Genomic DNA, 25,179 nt, shown 5'->3' with positions numbered 1-25,179 from the left:
CGGAAAAATTACTCCAAGCCAATTCCATGAGCTTGGAGTTAAAGCTTAGACTATGGCGCCTGTGTTACCAGATTAGACCTGCAACCAAAACGTCACTGGACCGTCATTCACCAAGGACACTTTCATATCGGCAGCGAAGCGGCCACGCTGTGTGGGTAAAACTTCTTCACACAAGTCAGAAAAGTAATCATACAAGCGCTCTGCATCCACAGGATGCGCACCGCGAGAAAAACCAGCTCGCGTGCCTTTTTTTGTATCCGCAGGCAGCGTAAATTGAGAAACCACCAGCACTTTACCTTCCACCTGTTTAACGTTCAGGTTCATCTTGCCTTCGTCATCTTCGAACACACGGTAGGTTGTAACACGCTCCATTAAACGCTTTGCTTTAGCTTCATCGTCGTCCTTCTCTACGCCCAATAAGACCAGCAGACCACGATCAATTTCTCCTACGACTTCACCATCCACACGGACGGCTGCTTCACTGACTCGTTGAATTAGCGCTATCACTACTCTCGCTTCCTTCATCTGTTAACTGAGATTCAGCGGTCGAGTGTATCATGTCTAAATCTTCACTCCAGTGCTCTCGCTCACCAAGCGCAGCCGTAACTTCCGCCCCCAATAACACGATCATCCAGCATAAATACACCCAAACAAATAAGATAGGAATCGCCGCTAACGCGCCGTAGATGAGCTGATAAGACGGAAACTGAGTGATGTAGAGTGCAAAGCCTTTTTTACTCAACTCGAACAGTATCGCGGCGACTGCTGCCCCCATGGCACCATGAGCGAGGTGTACTTTTTTATTCGGCACTAGAATATACAAGCCAAGAAAAGCAAAAAAGGACAGCAACAACGGTAGCCAACGCAGAAATAAATTAAACGCACCAGATAATGTCTCGTTCTCTAAAATTTGCAGCGAAGTCACGTACGACGTCGCCGCAATACTCGCACCGACCATGATCGGCCCTAACGTGAGTACCATCCAATACATAGAGAATGAAAAGACTAAACGGCGCTTGTCTTTAACTCGCCAAATGTAGTTTAAGTTCTTATCAATGTTGGAAATCAGCATGACCGCTGCGATGAATAAAAACCCACCGCCAACCGCGCTCATTTTGCCCGTATTCGCCACAAATTCCTGTAATGCCGTATGTACAGCTTCTCCAGAAGCTGGCACAAAATTCTCAATAATGTAGCCTTGCAGCACCTCACCAACGTTCGCAAAAACGGGAAATTTCGACAATATTGATAACAATACCGTCAGCATTGGCACGATGGATAACAAGGTAATGTAGGCAAGATAGCCCGCGTTCACATTCACACGGTCATGCGTTAATCGCTTAAGAAGATACTTAAAAAACGCGACGCAACTTGGCAGTAGATTGATTAATCTCGCCTTGTAACTCTCTGATAACTGGTTCATAGTTCATCCCATAATTAGCGCCGAGGACATAAGAATGCCTTATTTATTAGCAATTGTACTATCAATTTTCACTTTAACAGGGTGTCAATCTGCTTATTACTCAGCAATGGAGCAGGTTGGGTATCATAAACGAGATATTATGGTCGACCGCGTCGAAGATGCCAAAGAATCTCAACAAGATGCACAAGAAGAATTCACCAGTGCACTTGAAGCCTTGTCTGCGATCACCAACTTTGATGGTGGTGAGCTAGAAAATGTCTACAACAACATCAATGACAAATATGAAGATAGCGAAAAAGCGGCTCAAGACGTACGTGACCGTATTGCTGCGATTGAAGACGTATCCGGCGCACTGTTTGATGAGTGGCAAGATGAGCTAGAGCTGTACTCGAGTGCGAAACTGCGTCGTTCAAGCGAGCAAAAGCTACGTGAAACCAAAGCCTCGTACAAAACCATGCTTAGCGCTATGAAGCGTGCAGAGAAAAAGATGACACCGGTACTGGATACGCTGCGTGACAACACGTTGTACTTAAAACACAACCTTAACGCCAGTGCGATTGGTTCTTTGCAAGGTGAGTTCTCTAGCTTAGAGAAAGACATTCAGTTTGCGATCAAACAAATGAACGAAGCGATTGCAGAGTCCGATAAATTCCTACAAAAGCTCAATCAAAAGTAAATGATTTAGACCTCCTCCTAGTGAGGAGGTTTTAGTCGGCGACCTTACCGAGTAAACCGATGACTCTTCGAACAAAGCCTACCCTCTCTGGCACAGTTCCCCATGGCACTTCTACCACTTCATAACCCAACTCAGTATAGACACTCACTAACGACTGATGAATCTCCAATGCTTCTTCAAAGCTGTGCGGACGCACTTCATCTTGTACGTAAATGGATGCTTCAGGTCGACAAGTAAACACCTGACTATGGTACCCAGCGCTTTCGGTTAAGAAAGCTTGGTCAACCTTACAGCCGCCCACTTGTAGGTATGCAATGATGTCGGGGATGGCGCGATCAACAAACGCAACATCATGACAACGCGCATCACTCTTTTGTTTGTCCATCAACCCAAGGCATAACTTGGCAAACTCAGGTAAATTCGTCCACGGCAAAATACCATTTTCTAACTGGCTTTGCTGCTCAATCAAGTCGCGAGACCCTTCAGGAAACGTGGCGTAACCACACGCGTCTAGCGCATTCAGCAGTGTTGTTTTTCCCGCACCAGGCCCACCGGTGATAATAATCGGGTTCATATTCAACTCCAGAAAACAAAAAGCCCCGAGCATAACTCGAGGCTTCTTCTTAATTGAATCGCTTAACGAAAATTATTTCGCGCCACGAGAAGCACGCTTACGGTCGCTTTCCGTTAGGAACTTCTTACGGATACGGATGCTTTCAGGCGTTACTTCTACTAGCTCGTCGTCATCGATGAATTCTAGTGCTTGCTCAAGAGTCATCTTGATTGGCGGAGTAAGAACCTGTGCGTCATCGGTACCTGATGCACGAACGTTGGTTAGCTGCTTACCTTTCAGTGCGTTTACCGTTAGGTCGTTGTCACGGCTGTGAATACCGATAACCATACCTTCGTAAACTTCAACACCGTGACCGATAAATAGACGACCACGCTCTTGAAGGTTGAACAGTGCGTTAGTTAGCGCTTTACCCATCGCGTTCGCGATTAGTACACCGTTTACACGTTGACCGATGTTACCGCCTTTGTGAGGGCCGTAGTGATCAAACGTATGGTAAAGAAGACCTGAACCTGAAGTCAGTGTCATGAATTCCGTTTGGAAACCGATCAGACCACGTGATGGCATAACGAAGTCCATACGCACACGACCTTTACCGTCTGGAGACATGTCTTTCAGCTCACCTTTACGTAGGCCGATGTTCTCCATGATGCCGCCTTGGTGCTCTTCCATTACGTCGATAGTTACCGTTTCGAACGGTTCCATCAACTGACCATCTTCTTCTTTGATGATTACTTCTGGACGAGATACTGCTAGCTCGAAGCCTTCACGACGCATGTTTTCGATCAGGATAGAAAGGTGAAGTTCACCACGACCTGATACGCGGAATTTATCTGGATCGTCTGTTTGCTCAACGCGTAGTGCAACGTTGTGTACCAGTTCCTTCTCAAGACGCTCAAGGATGTTACGTGACGTTACGAACTTACCTTCTTTACCCGCGAATGGAGACGTGTTTACTTGGAACGTCATTGTTACTGTTGGTTCATCAACAGACAATGGTGGTAATGCTTCTACTGCGTTTTGTGCACAGATAGTGTCAGAAATTTTCAGCTCGCCAAGACCAGTGATTGCGATGATATCACCCGCGTTAGCTTGTTCAACTTCGTGACGCTCTAGGCCAAGGTAGCCCATTACTGTACCCACTTTACCGTTGCGAGTTTTACCATCAGCACCAATAATGGTTACCTGCTGGTTTGGTTTAACGCTACCACGAGTTACGCGAGCCACGCCGATAACACCAACGTAAGAGCTGTAGTCTAGCTGAGAAACTTGCATCTGTAGTGGACCATCAAGGTCAACATTTGGCGCGTCAACAACATCAACGATAGTTTGGAATAGTGGTTCCATGTTCTCGCCAGTTTCGCCTTCTTCTAGAGAAGCCCAACCGTTAAGTGCAGATGCGTAAACTACTTTAAAGTCTAGCTGGTCATCAGTTGCACCTAAGTTGTCGAATAGATCGAACACTTGGTCCATAACCCAATCAGGACGTGCACCAGGGCGGTCAATCTTGTTGATTACAACGATTGGTTTTAAACCGTGAGCAAACGCTTTTTGTGTTACGAAACGCGTTTGAGGCATTGGACCATCAACAGCGTCAACGATAAGTAGTACAGAGTCTACCATCGACATGATACGCTCAACTTCACCACCGAAGTCCGCGTGTCCCGGAGTATCTACGATGTTGATACGGTAATCGTTCCAGTCGATTGCTGTGTTTTTAGCAAGAATGGTAATACCGCGCTCTTTCTCGATGTCGTTCGAGTCCATGACTCGCTCTTCAGCTTCACCGCGAGACTCAAGCGTGCCCGATTGTTGTAGCAGCTTGTCAACCAACGTGGTTTTACCGTGGTCAACGTGCGCGATGATCGCGATATTTCTTAATTTATCAATCTGTGGAGTAGCCATGGATATTGATTCACTTAGATAGATGAAATGCCCCCACGCTGAGAACGGGTGCTCTCTGGCGACATTTGCTGATTAAAAAAACGGCCATAATGTACCAGATTTTAGCAAAAAGCCTAGAAATATGTGATCTACTCCCGAGCATTTCTGCGATTTTTACGCTTAATGCCCATTTTCTTCCTCAGAACGAATTGATTAAACGCAACTTTATTCTAATCGATGCATAATTCAAATTGACTCTTGTTCAAAAACTGGGCTGAATACGCAATGTCCCTGTCACATTATGGTGCAACAATGATTTTTGGCACCATAATAGTGCAAGCAAAGATCATTTTGGTGCAAGCAAGTGCACCAAACTAGCATTCAAAAACACAATTGCTTGAAATTAATGGAATATTTTTTTTGGCACGGTTTTGGCTTTAGTTAAAACAGCATCGATTAATGAAAAGTCAAATTGATTAATCAATGCCAGGTTTCATGAATAATTCATAAATCGAGCTTTTACCGCTTATTAACACTGGAGGTTATCCAAGATGTCAGTAGAAAACGTTCTATCGCTGATCCAAGAAAACGAAGTTAAGTTTGTTGACCTACGCTTCACTGATACAAAAGGTAAAGAGCAGCACATTTCGATCCCTGCTCACCAAATCGACGCAGACTTCTTCGAAGAAGGTAAAATGTTCGATGGTTCATCAGTTGCTGGCTGGAAAGGTATCAACGAATCAGACATGGTAATGATGCCTGACGCATCTTCTGCTGTGCTTGACCCATTCACGGAAGACGCAACACTAAATATCCGTTGTGACATCTTAGAGCCTGCAACAATGCAAGGCTACGACCGTGACCCACGCTCTATCGCAAAACGCGCTGAAGACTTCATGCGTTCTACTGGTGTTGCAGATACTGTACTTATCGGTCCTGAGCCAGAATTCTTCCTATTTGATGACGTGAAGTTCTCGACAGACATGTCAGGCTCTTTCTTCAAAATCGACGACGTAGAAGCGGCATGGAACACAGGTTCTGACTACGAAGAAGGTAACAAAGGTCACCGTCCAGGCGTTAAAGGTGGTTACTTCCCAGTAGCTCCAGTAGATTCATCTCAAGACATCCGTTCTGCTATGTGTCTAGTAATGGAAGAAATGGGTCTTGTTGTTGAAGCGCACCACCACGAAGTGGCAACGGCGGGTCAAAACGAAATCGCAACTCGTTTCAACACGCTAACAACCAAAGCTGACGAAATCCAAATCTACAAGTATGTTGTACACAACGTTGCTCACGCGTTTGGTAAAACAGCGACGTTTATGCCTAAACCACTTGTTGGCGACAACGGCAGCGGTATGCACGTTCACCAGTCTCTAGCAAAAGATGGCGTAAACCTATTTGCTGGTGACAAGTACGGCGGTCTATCTGAAATGGCGCTTTACTACATCGGTGGTATCATCAAACACGCTCGTGCAATCAACGCATTCGCTAACCCATCAACAAACTCGTACAAACGTCTTGTACCAGGCTTCGAAGCACCAGTAATGCTAGCTTACTCAGCGCGTAACCGCTCTGCTTCAATCCGTATCCCAGTGGTACCAAGCCCGAAAGCACGTCGTATCGAAGTTCGTTTCGGTGACCCAGCGGCGAACCCATACCTATGTTTCGCAGCAATGCTTATGGCTGGTCTTGACGGTATCAAGAATAAGATCCACCCAGGCGAAGCGATGGATAAAGACCTTTACGATCTTCCAGCTGAAGAAGCAGCAGAAATCCCAACTGTTGCATACTCACTAAAAGACGCGCTAGCAGAGCTAGATGCTGATCGTGAGTTCTTAACAGCGGGCGGCGTATTCTCTGACGACTTCATCGATTCATACATCGACCTTAAGTCTCAGGACGTAGAGCGTGTGAACATGACAACTCACCCTGTTGAGTTCGAACTTTACTACTCTGTGTAAGGTCGACACTGTGTAAAATGTAAACACAGCAATAAAATATTAGGCTCGCCTCGCAGGCGGGCCTTTTTTGTATTCGCCAGTCAAGCTTCGACGTTTAACATGAGAGGATAATAAAAATACACTTAGAATTTTTCCTTACAGGTCAAAGAGCTAAGCCATTGAAACGTGAAATCATCGAACAAGAGAAGGTGAGCAATGAAAGTTCAGCTTATTCCATCACTGTGTGCACTCAGCGGATTGTTAATCGCCTCTATCGCCTTCGCGCAGGTCGCGTATACGTGGGTAGATGAAAATGGCGTGGTTCACTTTAGTGATACACCAAACAAAGGAGCAAAAGCGATCGCACTGCCAAACCTTGAAGCCAGCGCACCAGCTCCTGAGGTAGAAAATACTGAATCGCTCGCACCTCAGACTACGCCATCTACTGCATCACAAAACAAGCCAGAGAAAACAACCGAGAAGCCTCTTCCATTACAACTCTCGATGCTGACTCCCAAGCACAACGAGACCATCCGCAGTAATCGAGGCATCATCAATATTCAATTAGAAACCAATCGCAAGCTTGGTATCGGTGAGCAATTGCAATTGTTACTCGATGGAAAACCTTATGGTGCACCACAAAACCATATAGTGTGGCAGTTAAACAATATTGACCGAGGCACTCACACACTTGCTGTGCACGCGAAAAGAAGCGGCAAGCTTATTGCATCTACTAGCCCTATAACGGTGCATTTACATAGAGCAAGTGTTAAGCCGACCGTAAAAGGGGCAAAATAGAATATCTGGTGAAAAAAATCACATCACAGCGGTGCTTTTCACTTTTTCTTCTAAGATTTATTCGCCATACTTAACGTTCAATTGCACCATTATTGTGCATCGCACAATCTTAAAGCAAAACAAGGACGTAATGTGGATACCAGTCTTCCTAGTGCCATTCTCAACAATATGGTGACAGCAACGCTGATTCTTGATGATGGATTGGCCATCCGTTATGCCAATCCGGCTGCCGAATTGCTGTTTTCTCAAAGCGCCAAACGAATTATTGAACAATCACTTTCTCAATTGATTCAGCATGCGTCGCTGGATCTCGCGCTGCTCACTCAACCGTTGCAAAGTGGCCAAAGCATCACCGACAGTGACGTCACTTTCGTTGTTGATGGCCGCCCTTTAATGCTAGAGGTGACGGTTAGCCCTATCACTTGGCAAAAACAGTTGATGCTTCTGGTCGAGATGCGCAAAATTGATCAGCAGCGCCGACTCTCTCAAGAACTGAACCAACACGCCCAACAACAAGCGGCGAAGCTGTTAGTCCGAGGGCTTGCACATGAGATCAAAAATCCGCTTGGCGGCTTACGCGGTGCGGCGCAATTGTTAGAAAAAATGCTGCCAGAGCCCTCTCTCACCGAATATACACACATCATCATTGAGCAAGCAGACCGTTTAAGGGCGCTCGTGGATCGATTACTAGGACCGCAAAAGCCAGGTAAGAAGACACAAGAGAATCTGCACCAAATTCTTGAAAAGGTTCGCCAACTGGTTGAATTAGAGTCACAACGCTCAATCATCATTGAACGAGATTATGACCCAAGCTTGCCAGAGATTTTGATGGATACAGACCAAATCGAACAGGCAATGCTTAATATCGTCAGCAACGCCGCACAAATTCTTAGCCATCAAGAACACGGGAAAATAACCATTCGCACCAGAACGGTGCACCAAGCCAATATTCACGGCAAACGCTGTAAACTCGCTGCTCGTGTCGAAATCACAGACAACGGCCCAGGTATTCCACCGGAACTACAAGACACGCTGTTCTATCCCATGGTCAGTGGCCGCGAGGGAGGAACTGGATTAGGGCTATCTATTTCGCAAAATTTGATCGACCAGCACAATGGAAAAATAGACGTAGAAAGCTGGCCTGGTCACACAACATTTACTATTTATCTGCCGATCTGATTGCGCTAATGGACTTCAAGTCGCGTCAGTTTTTCGGTTTGCTGCAAGGATTACTACATGAGTAAAGGATATGTTTGGGTCGTTGATGACGACAGTTCAATTCGCTGGGTAATGGAGAAAACGCTCTCCTCTGCCAACATCAAATGTGAAACCTATGCCGATGGAGAAAGCGTGTTAATGGCGCTCGAACGCGAAGTGCCGGATGTTCTAGTATCAGACATTCGCATGCCAGGTATTGATGGGTTGGAGCTACTAAAACAAGTACAGCGCGATTACCCAGACCTTCCCGTGATTATCATGACCGCACACTCAGATTTAGATGCGGCAGTGAATGCGTACCAAAAAGGTGCTTTTGAATATTTACCAAAACCTTTTGATATTGATGAAACCTTAACTCTGGTTGAGCGAGCCATTGCACACAGCCACGAAAACAAACGCGAGCAGCTCTCTCCAGAAGACATTCCAGCAGAAACGCCTGAAATTATCGGTGAAGCACCAGCGATGCAAGAGGTGTTTCGCGCCATTGGTCGTCTTTCTCGCTCCTCTATTTCAGTCTTGATTAACGGTGAATCGGGCACGGGTAAAGAACTCGTTGCTCATGCACTGCACCGTCACAGTCCACGTGCTAACAAACCTTTCATTGCGCTCAATATGGCGGCGATTCCCAAAGACTTGATTGAATCAGAACTATTTGGCCACGAAAAAGGCGCGTTTACGGGGGCAAACAATGTTCGTCAAGGACGATTCGAACAAGCCAATGGCGGCACTCTATTTTTAGACGAAATCGGCGACATGCCATTGGACATTCAAACTCGTTTACTACGCGTTCTAGCTGACGGGCAGTTTTATCGAGTGGGCGGTCACTCTCCGATTAGTGTCGATGTACGAATTGTCGCGGCAACACACCAGAACTTAGAAAAGCTGGTGCACGAAGGTGACTTCCGTGAGGACCTCTTTCATCGCTTAAACGTGATTCGCGTTCAGATCCCGGCACTGCGTGAGCGTAAGCAAGACATTGAAAAGCTTACACAGCATTTTCTTATCCGTGCGGCTGATGAGCTTGGTGTGGAAACAAAAACTCTCCACCCGTCGACTGTAGAGATTCTTAACCGCCTTGATTGGCCTGGCAACGTGCGTCAATTAGAGAATATTTGCCGTTGGTTAACCGTTATGGCCAGTGGTAGCGAGGTGTTACCAAATGACTTGCCAAGCGAACTACTCGAAGAGAAAAAATCCATTTCAGACTCTGCACATGGTAGTTGGCAAGAACAATTGGCGGATTGGGCACGGCATTCACTCGCAGCAGGAGATAAAGAACTGCTTTCTTACGCTTTACCAGAATTTGAACGCATTTTATTAGAAGCAGCCTTAGAGCACACTAAAGGTCATAAGCAAGATGCCGCTAAAGTATTAGGCTGGGGGCGAAATACACTCACCAGAAAATTAAAAGAATTGTACTGACAATCACTTACGTGGTGCATTAACAACGAGCGTCGTTTGTCACTCGATATTAATAAAAACATCAGTACAATTGTGGCGCACCACCATCTATGTGATTAGGCGATGTCTACTGCTACGACTCAAATTACACTGCGTACTGCTGTTTTGATTCCATTTGTCATGATCTTCTTACTGGCGATCGGTGTCATTGTCTACGTCCAAAAACAAAGTTACGAAGAAGTGGTCACGGATATCAGTGACAAGCAACTTTCCGTGTTAACCGAAAGTGTCCACGACCACCTCAATAGCTATCTACGTAAGCCTTTTACTGCGGTTATGGCTCTCGCGCACAACGTCAGCTATCACAACCTTTATCGCCCTCACGATACCTCAGACATTCAAAACTACCTGCTAAGTGCATTCAAAAATCTTTACCAATCGATACCGCAGTTGGATGTAATCGCATTTGGTTCAGAAAACGGCGACTTTGCAGGCTTTCGCCGCGAACTTTCCGACGATTACACCTTAATGGTGCAAGATCGCCACACCGATGGTGATCTGGTTATTTATGGAACCAACCATGTGAGTAACAACATTCGAACGGTTATCTCCCAATACGATCCTCGCACTCGCCCATGGTATAAGCCCGTTGCAGAGAGCCAAAACGCCACTTGGTCTGAAATTTATACCAATGCTGATGAACGCCAGGATATTACGCTATCAGCCATGACGCCGGTGTACAAACACGACCAATTTGCTGGTGTTTTGGTGACAGACATTCGTATCAATACATTCAACGAATTCCTGCGCGAGTTAAAATACAACACTAAAGCGTCGGTCTACATCATGGACCCAGATCATCGTTTAATCGCTCACTCAGGCCCGGGAAGCGTCATCTCATGGGGCACAAAATTTTCGGATAAAGGGCAGCGTTTGCTTGCCGCTGAAAACGCAGACCCGATCATCAAAATCAGTGCGAGCCGCGTCCGGTCTTTCGATCTCAACAACACCAAGCAACCTTATACTTTTTCATTTGAACATGATGGCCAACGTATTTTCAGTCGGCTAACCCCGTATCGAGACCAAGATGGCTTAACATGGTTTATTGGCACCTCCATTTCGGAGTCCGAGCTTCTCGGCCTGTTACCGAAAAGCCAGCAAGAGAGCTGGCTCGTTGGCATTATTGTAAGCCTATTTGGGATCGCCATCAGTTGGATCATTTTCAACCGAGTTACCAGACCAATTAACGCGACGGCCGCCGCCGCTCAGCACCTGGCAAATGGGGATTGGGATAGCGGCATGCCAAAGCCTGGTTATGTGTATGAGACAACCGTACTGGTTCATGCTTTTAATGAAATGGCGAACAATCTAAGAGCTTCATTCAAAGCATTGCGTGAACAGTTGGTTTATGACTCTCTAACACGCTTATATAGCCGTCAGGGTTTGGTCGAAATCTGTGAAAATCAGTCTCATCTTTGTCACGGCAGTTTATTTTTACTTGGCATCAACAAATTTAGAGATATCAACGACAGTGTGGGTCATCACAACGGCGACCAGTTGTTGGTCAGCATCGCTAAAAGGTTAAAACAGCAGTTTCGTGACAACGCATTATTGGCTCGGATTGGTGGTGACGAATTCGCGGTGTTTCTCTCAAATGTCGACACTGAAACCAAAATTAAACAAACCGAGCGTCGATTACAGCAACTCTTTTCCACCCCATTTATGGTGGAAGGCGAGAATGTAGTGATGAAGATTTCACTTGGTATTGTACAAACCCAGCCAAACGAAACCATGCCTTTATGGTTACGCAACGCCAGCATCGCATTAAGTTACGCTAAACAAGACTCACTGACTGGTGTTTGTCACTACAGCCCAGAACTGGCGAGCGCTTCAAAGTTTCGTACGCAAATGCTGACCAAGATCCAAACTGGCATTGAAAACCGAGAGTTTATTCCTCATTACCAACCGATTGTGGATCTCGTCAGTGGCACAGTGTGTGGCGCCGAAGCACTTGCGCGTTGGCATAGCGACTCAGGTATGGTGTCACCATTAGATTTTATCCCAATCGCGGAAGAAAGCGGCATGATCAAAGCCATCGGCCAACAGATTCTGTTACAAGCTTGTCGCGACACTTACCAAGCGATCGAAAGCAAACAGTGGCCGTCGGACTTCCAACTGCATGTGAATATCTCCGTTAATCAACTATCCTGCCCAAGTTTTGTTGATACGGTGACAAGCGTATTGGATATCACGAAATTACCAGCAAGTAACCTCACACTAGAGATCACAGAATCACGTATCATTGATAGCGCACCGACCACACTAGAAAATATGACTAAACTGCGTGAAATGGGTATTGGTATCGCGATAGATGACTTTGGCACCGGCTACTCATCACTGGGTTACCTCCACTCTCTGCCGTTTACCTGCTTGAAGATTGATCGCACCTTCATCAATCAACTCACACAAGAAAACTTAAACAGTTCAGTCGTCGCTGCCGTCATCAATATCACAGCAGGTCTCAAAACTAATGTCGTCGCGGAAGGTGTCGAGGATAGCAATCAAGCACAATTACTGCGCTCTTTAGGCTGTAATCAGGTGCAAGGCTTCTACTACAGCCGCCCTATGCCACTAGAAGAATGGCCAACACATTTGGTGAACATGAAGTAGAAAAGAGCGAGAATCGTTGATTTCCTAGTCATCCTCTACTGACAATCTACCCAACTGTTATTTATACTTAACTGCAAATCTTACCCATGTATTGTCACAGATGATGTTTGGGCCCTGTTCCAGTTCATAACTATCCGGATCGACAAAATGATAACGAAGAACCTTCCTCTTACTGATTTGCACCGTCACCTCGACGGTAACATTCGTACTAAAACGATTCTTGAGCTAGGCCAAAAGTTTGGCATTGCCCTACCAGCGTACGATATTGAGTCTCTCACTCCTCACGTTCAAATTGTCGAAGCGGAACCCTCTCTTGTTGCTTTCCTTTCTAAGCTCGACTGGGGTGTTGCTGTACTGGGCGATCTAGATGCGTGTCGTCGTGTCGCGTACGAAAACGTAGAAGACGCGCTAAACGCACAAATCGATTACGCAGAGCTGCGTTTCTCTCCTTACTACATGGCGATGAAACACAAACTACCAGTAGCGGGGGTTGTTGAAGCCGTCGTGGACGGTGTGCAAGCGGGTATGCGCGATTTTGGCGTGAAAGCCAACCTGATCGGTATCATGAGTCGTACATTTGGTACTGACGCATGTCAACAAGAACTGGACGGCATTCTGAGCCAGAAAGATCACATCGTTGCCGTTGACCTTGCGGGTGACGAGCTAGGCCAACCGGGTGATCGCTTTGTGTCTCACTTCAAGCAAGTGCGCGATGCTGGCCTTGGGGTAACGGTCCATGCTGGTGAAGCAGCAGGTACAGAGAGCATGTGGCAAGCAATCAATGAGCTGGGCGCAACTCGTATCGGTCACGGCGTAAAAGCGATTCACGATCCAAAACTGATGGATTACCTAGCAGAAAACCGCATTGGTATTGAATCTTGCCTGACGTCAAACTACCAAACAAGTACGGTAGAAACGCTAGAAAACCACCCTCTCAAGCAGTTCCTAGAGCATGGCGTTCTTGCGTGTTTGAACACTGACGATCCAGCGGTTGAAGGCATCGAACTGCCATACGAATACGAAGTAGCGGCACCAGCCGCTGGCCTGAGCCAAGACCAGATTCGCCAAGCGCAAATCAATGGCCTTGAGATTGCGTTCCTTTCAGAAGCAGAAAAATCGGAACTGAGAGAAAAAGTAAAAGATCGCGCTTAAATCCAGCGAAAACATAAAAAAATGCCAGCATCTGCTGGCATTTTTTATATCTTGAATCTGTATCTCTGATTAAATAACACGAGAGAACTGTTGCTGACGTGCCTTTGCTCGTAGGTATTTATCGAAGCTCATACAAATATTACGGATCAACAAACGACCTCGCAGCGTCACACGAATTTCATTATCATCCACTTCCACCAGCTCATCGTTAATAAAGGTCTGAAGTAGCTGCAAATCTTCTTTAAAGTACTGTTCAAACCTCACTTTAAACTCAGACTCAATGGCTTTCTTGTCTAACTTGAAGTTACAAATCAGCTGCTTAATCACTTCGCGACGGAGCAAATCATCGGAGTCCAGAGAGACCCCTTTCCATAGAGCGTGACGAAGTTCGTTGACTTGAGCGTAGTATTTCTTCAGCTCTTTCTGGTTTTGCGCGTACGCATCGCCGATCATCGAGATTGCAGAAACACCAAAGCCAACCAAGTCACATTCACCTTGTGTGGTGTAGCCTTGGAAATTGCGATGCAAAATACCTTCGCGCTGGGCAACAGCAAGTTCATCGTCCGGCAAAGCAAAGTGGTCCATACCGATAAATTGGTAGCCAGCACCGGTCAGTGTCGCGATGGTGTCTTGCAGAATCGCCATCTTCTCTTCTGCCTTTGGCAGGTCTTCGTCTTTAATCTTACGCTGCGCTGCAAATAGCTGTGGCATGTGCGCGTAGTTAAACACGGATAGACGGCCCGGCTGCATCTCTAGCACTTGTTCTAGAGTCTTGGCAAAAGATTCTTTGGTCTGCTTCGGTAAACCGTAAATCAAATCTAGGTTCGTCGAACGAAAGCCTAACTCTTTTGCGCGCGCAACCATCGCAACGATGAACTCTTCATCTTGCTCTCGATTCACCAGTTTTTGCACTTCTTTGTTGAAGTCCTGAACACCGATGCTCAAGCGATTGAAGCCTTCACTACGCAGATGATCCAGCATGGTCAGCTCGATTTCACGCGGGTCAACCTCGATACTGATTTCAGCATCGCTACTAAAAGTAAACTCTTGGCGTAGCAGGCTCATTACACGCGTGATTTGCTTTTCAGAGAGAAACGTCGGTGTACCACCACCAAAATGCAATTGCGTCACGGTGCGACCAACAAGTAATGCAGCACGTTGACGAATTTCGTGTTCAAGCACGTCGAGGTATTCATCCGCTTTGTGCGAGTGGCGCGTAATGACTTTATTACATCCACAGTAGTAACAAAGCTTGTGACAGAACGGAATGTGTACGTACAGCGATAATGGGCGTTCTGGGTATTGAGTGCATGCCATATCATAATCAGAAATGGTGAACGCTTCATGAAACTCCAGCGCCGTTGGGTACGACGTATAACGAGGCCCGGAATAGTTGTACTTATCCAATACCGCTTGATCCCAGACGATTTGCTGTTTCGATTCAGTGTGTTGATTCGACATGGTGGTACTTTCCGTTAAATGCTAGGGCAACGAAAGCCGTCACCCGATATTCAGAGCCGCTATTTTGCCATACGACGATGACAAGCGTGGCAACGCCGACTGGCTTTTTAAGTATAAAACTAAAGAAGTGCTAGCGTGATCACGATACCCCCATTAGCCATAAGGAGACTATTGGAGGTCGCGCTTAAATCATCTGAATATTGATTTGATTATTCAGTGGCTGGACGTTTTTCTGCAACACTTTGAGCTCCTCAATAATCGCATCAGTGAGGCGGCTTTCCGCTTTATGACGCGTCAAGTTCTGTTGCATACGCTCTTTCTTGGCAAGTTGTTGGCGTTCTTCGCCACGCGCCATATCTTTCACTATGTGGTAAAGCTCAGAAATCGCAGGGTACGTTTTATCGAAATCAACGCGGTCTTCACCTTGTACATAATCCATGATGTTATACACACGGATACTGATTTCAGATAAATCGCACTGCCCTTGAATGCCCGCCTGACACAAGGTATGCACATTCTCAAAAATGTTGGCGTTACGTTTGTCTATCGCCAATTTTTGATGCTTCAGCTGCAATTCCTTTTGCTTTTTCAATTGAAGCAGAAGGTAACCTGCATAAGAAGCGAGTGCGATGATAATCACAACACCAGCAATAGCTAATAAGGTTACATTCATAGCTTAATTATCCTTTATAGTCGTCGAAATTAATGTCGTCGAAATCTGCCAGCAAGTCATCATCGTTGCGCGTGCTTTTCTCAGCAGGTGCAGTGAAGTCTTCCTCTTCTTCAGGTTCCAACAAACCTAGTTGGTCCATTAGCTTCTCAATGCGATCGAGTTTCTCATCGACGAATTTCTGTAGACCTGTGCCCAGGTTTTCACCCGCTTCAATACGGTCTAGCAACACGTTCAATTGCGCGTCATTTTCTAGCATCTCTAGTTCTTGCTCTGCCGACAAACGACGCTCTTGCTTCGTCATTTTCTTCGCAGGTTCAACAATCAGAGGTATTTTCTTTTTGCTGCCTAAGCGCGGGTCGCGATTTTGTGCAGCAGCTTGCTTTTTCTGCTCGTTAACTTCTGAGTTACGGTTACCCGTTTTCAGACCTTTACGCTTTTTAGCACGCTTGCGTAAGCGGCCTTCCACATCAGATTCTGTACGGTTACGAGTTACAACAAACTCAGGTGCACCAGCGGCACCCGGTTTTCTAGATTTTTTACTACGGCTCATTACTGGGGTTTCCTCAGTAAAATTACATCATTACCAATAAATTCGAGTTCGAGCTTATCCCGCTCTGCTAGGAACTGGAACGTGTCACGACTAAAGAACACTACGTGAGTGAGATCGTTCTTATAATGCCATGATTTGAAAGCCTCCACGTCGATGACCATTTTCGTCATCAGGCCTATCCAGCCCCCTGGCTTAACTAAATTCAACCATTGCTTCCACACCAAATCTGGGTGGTAGAGGTGCTCTATCACCTCTGTTGCTGTCATGAAGTCGTACGTTTTTTCTAAAACCGACGTATCAGGGTGGTAGTAGAGATCGTACAACGCCATGTTGTGCCCCGCCTCTTCCAGCATCAAGGAGAGCGTTGGGCCAGGACCACAACCAAAATCGATACCATTTGATTGTGGAGAAATTCGCTCTGTGATCGGGTCAGCAATACGCGACAAAAAGCGTCGGTAACCCAAATCATCGGGGTTGTTCTCATGCAAATCATAGTGAGCTTTTTCGCTTTCCGCATCCAAACGTTGGTCTGGATTTACGAATACCAAGCTGCACTGCTCACATTGAAGATATTCACGACGCTTATCTTCAAAATAATGGTGAGTGCGCTGATTTTGGCATAAAGGACAGGTATGCATGCTGACTTCCTCAAACAGGGATGCGAAACATACCAGAAAGTGAACTCGGATTGGAGTGTTGTTGAGTATTTTTTCAGCAATTTTTATTAAAAAACTTTGTTTACAACCTATAAAGCTAAATAAGTGCAGTAATCTCAATTCAAGTTACGACTGAGCAAGTCAACGGATATAAAAAAAGCGACAGTCAGACTGTCGCTTTCTAAGTGCCATCAATTGGCGAAACTGTGTTGCACACATTTGGTGCACCAATGATCCCTTTGTTTTTAGAGCTTTCCCTGCCAAAAAGAGTTGTTTTTCATCTTCCTGATGAGTTTTGGCTATCCGTTTACTTCCTGTCTACTGAGCAACTTCCTGTGCCTGATCCGTTTCACTGTCTTAACCGTCAGACGAGATGACCATCCTTATCTGATAGGCTCCCTACCTATCTAAATCCCTTTCTAAATCACCAAGCATCCGAGCTACATCCTTGGAGACCTAAACCGTGGTCTTAAATCCTTACATTCACTCCCTGTGAACGACTTCTACTTTACGCCATCCCGTTATGCTCACAAGTAATGGGTTGAAAAAATAATCCGCCTATTTTTCTAAAAAATCAAAATTATCATTTAATCAAAAGCTTAAAAACACTAACAAGAAAAAGCCAACATCAAGTATGGCAAATGTCTCACAAACTGCCGAGCCAACTATCGCTTTCGCATCCAAACTCGACTGTGATATCTGTCACGAACAAAAATGCCCTAGTGGATTCACTAGGGCATTTTTGTACAAGTTGCTCGAACGATGTAGGGACATCTACCCAACCAGCTCAAGATGCAGGATCTTGAGCGATTTAGGTATATTAGTGCAGACCGCCAACGTATTTAGACAGCACTTCGATATCTTCGTCTGTCATTTTCTTCGCGATGTCGCGCATCATGGCATTCATATCATTGCCACGGTCGCCATCACGGAATTTTTCTAGCTGAGCTTTGATGTAGTCAGCATGCTGACCAGAAATTTTCGGGAAACCTGAAAGCTCAGTACCATTGCCACGAGGACCATGACATGCAATACATGCGGTTAGGCCACGCTCGGCATCACCAGCGGTATAAAGCGTTTTGCCTTTTGCTACTACATCTTCAGGTGTTGAGTTTTCTGAAACTGGTAGCGAAGCGTAGTAAGCAGATAGGTCTGCGATATCTTCATCGCTCAGTGGCATTGCCATACCACTCATTACAGGATCGTAACGACCTTGTTTACCACCACTTGTCATGCCTAGCTTAAGTTCTTTTAACTGCTTCTCAAGATACTTAGCGTGTTGGCCTGCGAGTTTCGGGTACGTTGTTATTGCACTGTTGCCATCTGCTCCGTGACAGGCGACACAGGTTTGTGATTTTGCTTTACCAGCCTCAATATTACCTTGGGCCCATACTGAGCAACTGGCTAAAAGACTCAAAATTAGCGCTAATTTCTTCATGACATTCCATTATAATTATCAAGCTTCCAGTACCACGGAATGTGAACATACCGCGTACACTCATGGTACAATAGGCGACCTTATGCCGAGCACGGTTATTTTACACATTTTCACAAAAAAGTAATCAATCGACTACACAAAGTCGAGATGGAGTTAACAGTGAGCGTAAAAATTCATTACCAAAATACGCATTTCATCACCAGCGCACCCGATATTCGTCACCTGCCGGAAGACGAAGGTGTCGAAATTGCGTTTGCAGGACGCTCAAACGCTGGTAAATCGAGTGCACTTAACCGTCTAACTAATCAAAAAAGCTTAGCCAAGACATCAAAGACACCTGGTCGTACGCAATTAATCAACCTTTTCAAAGTAGAAGAAGGTTGTCACATTGTCGATCTACCTGGATACGGTTTTGCTCAAGTACCGGTAGAGATGAAAAACAAATGGCAGAAATCTTTGGGTGAATACCTACAGAAACGCGAGTGCCTAAAAGGCTTAGTGGTTCTAATGGACATTCGTCATCCAATGAAAGATCTCGACCAACAAATGATTTTCTGGGCCATCGATAGCCACATTCCTGTGCAGGTTTTGCTAACCAAAGCAGATAAACTAAAAAGTGGTGCACGCAAACAAACTCTACTGAAAGTTCGTAAGCAAGTAGAAACTTTCGGTGGTGACGTTTCTGTTGATGTGTTCTCTTCACTTAAAGGATTAGGTGTCGATCAGCTACGTGCAAAACTGGATACCTGGTTTGCACCAGCACTAGCGCACCTGATAGAAGAAGACGAACAAGAGATACCAGCGAGCGATGAAGAATAATTAACAATATTTGTTAAATTTCTTCGACACGGCCCTGCCATTTGGTGGGGCTTTTGTTTATCTGAACTAAATAACAGACAATAAAAATCCCCGCCTTCCTGGCAGGGATAACGGGAGAGAAAAATTGGTAATTATTGTTATGTGACGAAGCATTGCTGAACTGAGATTCGATTTCAATAGGTTAAAAAGCGCTCTTGTTTCCTGTGCATCACCAAACATTCACTCGAAAAACACCCAATAGCTTTACAATTCAGACATTTAAGCCAAGCAAAGCTTCAAAAAGATGTAACTTAGTTTCCTTCAAGAAAAAATAATAGTGTGACTGGCGTAAATTTACAGGATGAATAACGCAATAAATTTGAAGGAAAAATCGAGATTTTGCAGTGACTTAGAAAGGTCAAAAAAGAAGGTTTTTAAAGGCTTACTTTAAGCTACTGATCCAAAAGAATAATTTTCTTTCGCCCAATAAAAAACGCCCCAGTCAAAAACTAACTGGGGCGGCTGAATCAGCCTAATCCAATAACGTGAAACAAAAGGTCTGAAAGATAGAACATCTTACCTCTGTACCCTACGAGTATTAATGTACAACAATTGGTCAGAATTGCAAAGAATTTTTGTAGTTTTTTTTCATGAAACTTTTATTAAGCAACATCAAAGTTAACTTTGCGCTAGCTTTTTTAATCTCAAAAAAAAGCAAGCGTTTGTGCGCTGGCTCATAATTAATTGGTTATTTTGGTCTAAAAGTGACTAATGAGCTTGATCCCAGTTATCACCGTGACCTGCTTCTGCAACCAACGGTACTTTTAGCTCTGCTGCAGATTCCATCAATTTCTGTACTTTACTTTCAATTTCGGACAATGATGACTCTTCAACTTCAAAGACCAATTCATCGTGTACTTGCATTAATAACTTCACACGACCATTGCCTTCTTCCTGAATCCACTGATCAACCAACAGCATCGCTTTCTTAATGATGTCCGCAGCCGTACCTTGCATTGGTGCGTTGATTGCCGCACGTTCAGCAGCTTTACGACGCATCCCGTTGCGCGATTTGATTTCTGGTAAATGCAAACGTCGACCAAAAATCGTTTCAACATACCCTTTATCTGCTGCCGTGCTGCGTGTGTCTTCCATGTACTGCATCACGCCTGGGTAACGTTCAAAGTATGTATCCATGTACGCTTGAGCCTCACCACGAGGAATGCCTAATTGCTTCGCCAAACCAAACGCACTCATGCCGTAAATAAGACCGAAATTAACCGCTTTCGCACGACGACGTTGCTCACTTGAAACGTCCTCAATAGAAACACCCATGATTTCTGCTGCGGTTGCCGCGTGGATATCTTTGCCATCACGGAATGCATCCAATAAAGCTTGGTCGCGAGAAAGGTGCGCCATGATGCGAAGTTCGATTTGCGAGTAGTCGACCGCTAAGATTTTATGCCCTGATGGCGCGACAAACGCTTGACGAATACGACGGCCGGCTTCGTTACGAATTGGAATATTCTGTAAGTTCGGATCAGTAGAAGATAGACGACCCGTTGCGGTCACTGCTTGGTGGTAAGAAGTATGCACGCGACCCGTTGATGGGTTGATCATCTTCGGCAGTTTGTCGGTGTAAGTTGATTTTAGCTTCGCCAGACCACGGTATTCCAAAATCAGTTTTGGTAGTGGGTAGTCTAGCGCGAGTTCTTGCAGAACTTCTTCATTCGTCGATGGTGTGCCTGATGGCGTTTTCTTCACAACCGGTAAACCCATTTTTTCAAATAGGATGGCTTGTAATTGCTTTGGAGAGTTCATATTAAACTCTTGCTCAGCAATTTCGTACGCTTTCTTTTCAAGCTCATCAAGGCGAGCGGTAATCTCGACCGACTGCGCACTCAGCTTCATTTCATCGATAAAGACCCCAGTGCGTTCAATGCGCGAAAGAACTGGCACCAACGGCATTTCAATCTCTTCGTAAACTGTCTTTAGGCTTTCATCCTGCTCGATATTAGCAAACAAGCGATTGTGCAGACGAAGGGTCACATCCGCATCTTCTGCCGCGTATGGCGATGCTTGTTCCAGTTCGATTTGGTTAAACGTAAGCTGATTTTTGCCTTTACCTGCAATTTGCTCAAAAGAAATGCAGCTGTGCTGTAGGAAGCGAAGCGCCAAGCTGTCCATATCGTGTTTACCGCCGACACTGTTGTAGATATACGATTCCAACATCGTGTCGTGCTTGATACCTTTTAGCTCAATGTCGTAACGAGCGAGTACAGACGCATCATACTTTAAGTTTTGACCGACTTTTGCTTTCGCTGCATCTTCAAGAATTGGCTTCAGCTGTTCTAGTACCCAATCACGATCAAGCTGTTCAGGCGCATCTAAATAGTCATGTGCAACTGGCACATAAGCCGCAATACCTTCATCGACAGCGAATGACAAACCAACTAGATTCGCTAGCATGTAATCTAGGTTATCGGTCTCCGTATCAAATGCAAACAGCTCAGCCGTTTGAAGTTTATCTAGCCAAGCATTGAAGGTTTCTTTATCCAGAATTGTTTCATATTGGCTGCGATCGATTGTTACCGCAGAAGTTTCCATCTCGGCTTGAGAAGAAGAAGCTTGTGAAGATCCTGCAAGCTCTACGGCCTCCACAGATCCAGAACCGCCTTCAAGTAGTTCATTCAACCAAGATTTAAACGTCAGTTGGCCATACAGCTTCACTAATTCGTCTTTATTTGGTTCCGCTTTCAGCAATGATTCTGGCGTTTCCTCAAGCTCAACATCCAATTTGATGGTCGCGAGCTCATACGAAAGCATGGCATTTTCTTTGTTGTCGATGAGCTTTTTCGCCATGGTTTTAGAACCACGGAAACCAAGCCCTGCAATATCATCGAGGTTTTCATACAACTTCGTCAGACCACCAATACCTTGCAGTAGTGCGGTCGCTGTTTTATCACCGACACCCGGTACACCAGGAATGTTATCTACTTTATCGCCCATCAGTGCTAAGTAGTCGATGATCAATTCAGGTGGAATGCCAAACTTTTCAACCACACCTTCACGATCCATTACGACGTTCGTCATGGTGTTGATCAAGGTAATGTTATCATCCACTAGCTGCGCCATGTCTTTATCACCAGTACTGATCAATACAGGCATGCCCTTTTGTGATGCTTGGTATGCTAACGTACCGATGACGTCATCCGCCTCGACGCCAGGAACACAGATCAGCGGCAAACCCATTGCACGAATAACATTGTGTAATGGTTCAATTTGACAACGCAGGTCATCCGGCATTGGCGGACGATTCGCTTTGTATTCTGCATACATATCATCACGAAAGGTTTTTCCCTTTGCATCGAAAACCACCGCGATGCGCTCAGACGCAAACTGACGCATCATGCTGCGTAACATGTTCACGACGCCGTAAACGGCATTAGTTGGAATTTCACCATTGCTCATGGTGCCCGGGTAGGCGTGAAAAGCGCGATATAGGTAAGAAGAGCCGTCGATAAGGATCAACGGATTTTCAGGAATACTTGCCATAATTGTCTGTATCCAATTCAGTACTTGAGAGATCTGCCTAGGATGCCATGACTGCTGATCTGAATCTATCTTGTTCGCTCGATCTAGGTCGCGTAAATTTTTCCGACTTTATTCACGAAAACACCACCTCCTGTGGATAACTCTGTTTATAGAAATTATCCACTGGTTATCCAATAACAAAAAACACAAGAAAGCACCAACCCAAACCATTGATTAATAACAACAAATTCGCATAACGGCGAGAAGATCAACGATCCTAAAATGATCATCGCATGTGGAAAAGATATTAATAGTGACGTCAAATAGAAATCGTAGAAAAGAAAAAAGCGACCCGAATGGGGTCGCCTAGCAGAAGTGGTAAAGCAAATTCTGTAAATAGAGCAGCTTAACCAAGAAGCTATAAATTACACTGGAAGCAATGTGAGCAATGTCGTGTCAAAAAGAATTCGTGCAAGTTCTCGGAAAAATGTTTCATCACTTCTCAACTTTCAGTTAATTAACTTCTGTTAATAAGTCACTCAACGTCCTTGTGAACTTTCCTCATTCCCTAAGACAGGTTTAATAATAATGATTCTCATTTCGTAGTCAACAGTTAAATGAGAAAAAATCTCATTTATTTTCACATTGCTTTAATGAAATGCACTCGAGACTCTCGAAGATTTACTTTTTCTTCAAACTTTTCAATGATATAGCCATTTCTCAATAACAAGCGAAGCATAGCCGGAAACTGGTTTCGAGATTTCACTTTTAATGTGTTGTAGCCTTGTTCTGCCACCCAATCCTCTTGAGCTTCCAAAAGCAGCTGTGCCACGCCTTCATTTCGAGCTTCAGGGACAACACCACCTAACCAGCTATAGAAAACACCATCCTCTAATTCGTAACCTATTTTGAAGCCGACAATCGTGCCATTTTTTTCTGCAACGAGGATTAAACTGTTTTTCTCTTCTAAACGTTGAGTCATGGAGTCTACCGTTTCTCCTTTCGAAAACTCGGTAACACGCGCCACAACTTGAAGTGCTTCTTCCAATGTGCCTTCACGAATCAGCATTGTCATTGTTCTCTTCTCCAAAATAAAAATACCCAAGCACCTTGGATTGTTACTGTTGTAATCCGCCTGAGGTTACTTGGGTATATACAGACGAACAACTCTTGTTGGTCTGGTATTTCTCACTGAGCGATAATTACTCTTCTGTCGCTTCCGGAGTACGATTTAGGTGTTGAGCAGTTTGTGCATTCTCTTCTGCCAACCACTCAGCAACGTCTTTCGCAAAGTACGTTAAGATGCCATCTGCACCTGCACGTTTGAAGCACAATAGTGATTCCATCACAATTTCACGCTCTTTGAGCCAGCCATTCATGATCGCCGCTTTATGCATCGCGTACTCACCAGACACCTGATAAGCAAACGTCGGTACCTGAAGTTCGGTTTTAACTCGGCGAACTACATCTAAGTATGGCATACCAGGTTTAACCATCACCATGTCCGCACCTTCATTGATGTCTAGCGCCACTTCATGGATCGCTTCGTCAATGTTTGCAGGGTCCATTTGGTAGTTTTTCTTGTTGCCGCCTTTTAGATTTGAAGAAGAGCCAACCGCATCACGGAATGGTCCGTAGTAGTTCGATGCGTACTTAGCCGAGTAAGCCATGATTTGAGTATGAATGTAGCCCGCGTTTTCTAATGCTTCGCGGATCTTACCAATTCGGCCATCCATCATGTCTGAAGGCGCGACTACGTCAGCACCCGCTTCTGCATGAGACAAAGCCTGCTTAACCAATACTTCTGTGGTTTCATCATTCATTACGTAGCCATCTTCATCGATGATGCCGTCTTGGCCATGTGTCGTGAATGGGTCGAGTGCCACGTCTGTGATTACACCAATTTGAGGAATGTGTTCTTTAAGCGCTCGTACTGCTCGCTGAACCAAACCTTCTGGGTTGTAGGCTTCAGTAGCACATAAGCTTTTAGCGTCTTGATTTACGACAGGGAAAAGCGCGATTGCTGGAACGCCTAGATTTGCAAGGTATTGTGCTTCTTCTAGCATTAAATCAATCGACAAACGCTCTACACCCGGCATGGACTCCACGCTCTCACGACGATCTTTACCCATAAGAATGAACATTGGGTAAATCAGATCATTAACAGAAAGTTGGTTCTCAGCCATCAAACGACGACTAAAATCGTGCTTACGTAAACGACGCATACGGCGTGCAGGGAATGGACCTTGAATTGATACAGACACCATTTTCTCCTTGTCTGGACGGTTATGATGATCAAATCATCTGGTGAACAAAATCATATCACTCTTGATGCA

At 45.1% G+C, this 25,179-nt stretch carries 20 protein-coding genes; 8 read left to right on the top strand and 12 right to left on the bottom strand.

The features are described 5' to 3' along the window. Positions 1–72: 72 nt before the first annotated feature. Together dtd and R8269_RS13655 are read right to left on the bottom strand one after the other, a co-directional pair. Positions 73–507, bottom strand: a complete 435-nt coding sequence (dtd, locus tag R8269_RS13660) for a D-aminoacyl-tRNA deacylase (protein ID WP_005379282.1) — start codon at positions 505–507, stop codon at positions 73–75. After that, positions 479–1,423, bottom strand: coding sequence for a virulence factor BrkB family protein (locus R8269_RS13655; protein WP_005379281.1), 945 nt, complete (start codon positions 1,421–1,423; stop codon positions 479–481). The genes dtd and R8269_RS13655 overlap by 29 nt, the downstream gene beginning before the upstream one ends. A gap of 34 nt (positions 1,424–1,457) precedes the next feature. On the opposite strand from R8269_RS13655, the gene R8269_RS13650 reads away from it, so the two are divergent. After that, positions 1,458–2,099 (top strand): DUF2959 domain-containing protein, encoded by a 642-nt coding sequence (locus R8269_RS13650; protein ID WP_005382972.1) that lies wholly within the window; start codon positions 1,458–1,460, stop codon positions 2,097–2,099. Positions 2,100–2,130: 31 nt separating this feature from the next. On the opposite strand, the gene R8269_RS13645 is transcribed toward R8269_RS13650, so the two are convergent. After that, entirely contained in the window at positions 2,131–2,673 is a 543-nt protein-coding gene (locus tag R8269_RS13645; RefSeq protein ID WP_065275007.1) for an AAA family ATPase, read from the bottom strand. 72 nt (positions 2,674–2,745) lie between these two features. After that, on the bottom strand, positions 2,746–4,575 hold the full coding sequence (gene typA / locus R8269_RS13640) for a translational GTPase TypA (protein WP_005379276.1): 1,830 nt from the start codon (positions 4,573–4,575) through the stop codon (positions 2,746–2,748). Between the two features lie 530 nt (positions 4,576–5,105). Between typA and glnA the strand changes: the two genes are divergently transcribed. The 6 genes from glnA (at position 5,106) to add (ending at position 13,733) form a co-directional block, all read left to right on the top strand. Further along, positions 5,106–6,515 carry a glutamate--ammonia ligase gene (gene glnA, locus R8269_RS13635; protein ID WP_005379275.1) on the top strand — a complete coding sequence of 470 codons (1,410 nt, stop codon included), beginning with the start codon at positions 5,106–5,108 and terminating at the stop codon, positions 6,513–6,515. 195 nt (positions 6,516–6,710) lie between these two features. Then, complete coding sequence (locus R8269_RS13630; protein ID WP_213869980.1) at positions 6,711–7,292, top strand: DUF4124 domain-containing protein; 582 nt, start codon at positions 6,711–6,713, stop codon at positions 7,290–7,292. A 132-nt stretch (positions 7,293–7,424) separates the two neighbouring features. Continuing rightward, positions 7,425–8,471 (top strand): nitrogen regulation protein NR(II), encoded by a 1,047-nt coding sequence (glnL, locus tag R8269_RS13625; protein ID WP_017821940.1) that lies wholly within the window; start codon positions 7,425–7,427, stop codon positions 8,469–8,471. 57 nt (positions 8,472–8,528) lie between these two features. Further along, a complete protein-coding gene (gene glnG / locus R8269_RS13620) occupies positions 8,529–9,932 on the top strand; it encodes a nitrogen regulation protein NR(I) (RefSeq protein ID WP_005379267.1) in 1,404 nt (467 codons plus the stop codon). A gap of 102 nt (positions 9,933–10,034) precedes the next feature. Further along, positions 10,035–12,581 carry an EAL domain-containing protein gene (locus R8269_RS13615; protein ID WP_053303413.1) on the top strand — a complete coding sequence of 849 codons (2,547 nt, stop codon included), beginning with the start codon at positions 10,035–10,037 and terminating at the stop codon, positions 12,579–12,581. A 147-nt stretch (positions 12,582–12,728) separates the two neighbouring features. After that, positions 12,729–13,733, top strand: coding sequence for an adenosine deaminase (add, locus tag R8269_RS13610; RefSeq protein ID WP_258476746.1), 1,005 nt, complete (start codon positions 12,729–12,731; stop codon positions 13,731–13,733). Positions 13,734–13,802: 69 nt separating this feature from the next. Here the strand turns inward: add and hemN are convergent, their stop codons facing one another. From hemN to R8269_RS13585, 5 genes are all read right to left on the bottom strand, one after another. Beyond that, the gene (hemN, locus tag R8269_RS13605; protein WP_025768296.1) at positions 13,803–15,194 is read right to left on the bottom strand and encodes an oxygen-independent coproporphyrinogen III oxidase; all 1,392 of its coding nucleotides are present in this window, start codon (positions 15,192–15,194) and stop codon (positions 13,803–13,805) included. A 184-nt stretch (positions 15,195–15,378) separates the two neighbouring features. After that, the gene (locus tag R8269_RS13600) at positions 15,379–15,867 is read right to left on the bottom strand and encodes a DUF2489 domain-containing protein (protein WP_005379254.1); all 489 of its coding nucleotides are present in this window, start codon (positions 15,865–15,867) and stop codon (positions 15,379–15,381) included. Positions 15,868–15,874: 7 nt separating this feature from the next. Next, positions 15,875–16,417 (bottom strand): Der GTPase-activating protein YihI, encoded by a 543-nt coding sequence (gene yihI / locus R8269_RS13595; protein ID WP_005379252.1) that lies wholly within the window; start codon positions 16,415–16,417, stop codon positions 15,875–15,877. Next, on the bottom strand, positions 16,417–17,055 hold the full coding sequence (locus R8269_RS13590) for a class I SAM-dependent methyltransferase (RefSeq protein ID WP_005379250.1): 639 nt from the start codon (positions 17,053–17,055) through the stop codon (positions 16,417–16,419). Before R8269_RS13590 ends, yihI begins: the two co-directional genes overlap by 1 nt. 838 nt (positions 17,056–17,893) lie before the next feature. After that, positions 17,894–18,511, bottom strand: a complete 618-nt coding sequence (locus tag R8269_RS13585; RefSeq protein WP_005379248.1) for a c-type cytochrome — start codon at positions 18,509–18,511, stop codon at positions 17,894–17,896. 159 nt (positions 18,512–18,670) lie between these two features. On the opposite strand from R8269_RS13585, the gene yihA reads away from it, so the two are divergent. Then, on the top strand, positions 18,671–19,330 hold the full coding sequence (gene yihA, locus R8269_RS13580; protein ID WP_017635019.1) for a ribosome biogenesis GTP-binding protein YihA/YsxC: 660 nt from the start codon (positions 18,671–18,673) through the stop codon (positions 19,328–19,330). 747 nt (positions 19,331–20,077) lie between these two features. Here the strand turns inward: yihA and polA are convergent. The 3 genes from polA to hemB form a co-directional block, all read right to left on the bottom strand. Further along, the gene (polA, locus tag R8269_RS13575; protein WP_213880014.1) at positions 20,078–22,864 is read right to left on the bottom strand and encodes a DNA polymerase I; all 2,787 of its coding nucleotides are present in this window, start codon (positions 22,862–22,864) and stop codon (positions 20,078–20,080) included. 619 nt (positions 22,865–23,483) lie between these two features. Further along, a complete protein-coding gene (locus R8269_RS13570) occupies positions 23,484–23,918 on the bottom strand; it encodes a GNAT family N-acetyltransferase (protein ID WP_005379245.1) in 435 nt (144 codons plus the stop codon). Positions 23,919–24,045: 127 nt separating this feature from the next. Beyond that, positions 24,046–25,107 carry a porphobilinogen synthase gene (gene hemB, locus R8269_RS13565; RefSeq protein WP_031777176.1) on the bottom strand — a complete coding sequence of 354 codons (1,062 nt, stop codon included), beginning with the start codon at positions 25,105–25,107 and terminating at the stop codon, positions 24,046–24,048. Positions 25,108–25,179 lie beyond the last annotated feature (72 nt).

The organism is Vibrio sp. Vb0667, from assembly GCF_033391095.1.
The sequence above is the reverse complement of the archived record's forward strand: the minus strand, read 5'-3'. Positions and strand labels throughout refer to the sequence as shown.

Coding starts and splice junctions, on each gene's coding strand:
- add (WP_258476746.1), top strand. CDS start 12,729: ATGATAACGAAGAACCTTCCTCTTACTGATTTGCACCGTCACCTCGAC.
- glnG (WP_005379267.1), top strand. CDS start 8,529: ATGAGTAAAGGATATGTTTGGGTCGTTGATGACGACAGTTCAATTCGC.
- hemN (WP_025768296.1), bottom strand. CDS start 15,194: ATGTCGAATCAACACACTGAATCGAAACAGCAAATCGTCTGGGATCAA.
- typA (WP_005379276.1), bottom strand. CDS start 4,575: ATGGCTACTCCACAGATTGATAAATTAAGAAATATCGCGATCATCGCG.
- R8269_RS13655 (WP_005379281.1), bottom strand. CDS start 1,423: ATGAACCAGTTATCAGAGAGTTACAAGGCGAGATTAATCAATCTACTG.
- R8269_RS13650 (WP_005382972.1), top strand. CDS start 1,458: ATGCCTTATTTATTAGCAATTGTACTATCAATTTTCACTTTAACAGGG.
- R8269_RS13590 (WP_005379250.1), bottom strand. CDS start 17,055: ATGCATACCTGTCCTTTATGCCAAAATCAGCGCACTCACCATTATTTT.
- polA (WP_213880014.1), bottom strand. CDS start 22,864: ATGGCAAGTATTCCTGAAAATCCGTTGATCCTTATCGACGGCTCTTCT.
- R8269_RS13570 (WP_005379245.1), bottom strand. CDS start 23,918: ATGACAATGCTGATTCGTGAAGGCACATTGGAAGAAGCACTTCAAGTT.
- glnA (WP_005379275.1), top strand. CDS start 5,106: ATGTCAGTAGAAAACGTTCTATCGCTGATCCAAGAAAACGAAGTTAAG.
- R8269_RS13585 (WP_005379248.1), bottom strand. CDS start 18,511: ATGAAGAAATTAGCGCTAATTTTGAGTCTTTTAGCCAGTTGCTCAGTA.
- yihI (WP_005379252.1), bottom strand. CDS start 16,417: ATGAGCCGTAGTAAAAAATCTAGAAAACCGGGTGCCGCTGGTGCACCT.
- R8269_RS13630 (WP_213869980.1), top strand. CDS start 6,711: ATGAAAGTTCAGCTTATTCCATCACTGTGTGCACTCAGCGGATTGTTA.
- R8269_RS13615 (WP_053303413.1), top strand. CDS start 10,035: ATGTCTACTGCTACGACTCAAATTACACTGCGTACTGCTGTTTTGATT.
- R8269_RS13600 (WP_005379254.1), bottom strand. CDS start 15,867: ATGAATGTAACCTTATTAGCTATTGCTGGTGTTGTGATTATCATCGCA.
- R8269_RS13645 (WP_065275007.1), bottom strand. CDS start 2,673: ATGAACCCGATTATTATCACCGGTGGGCCTGGTGCGGGAAAAACAACA.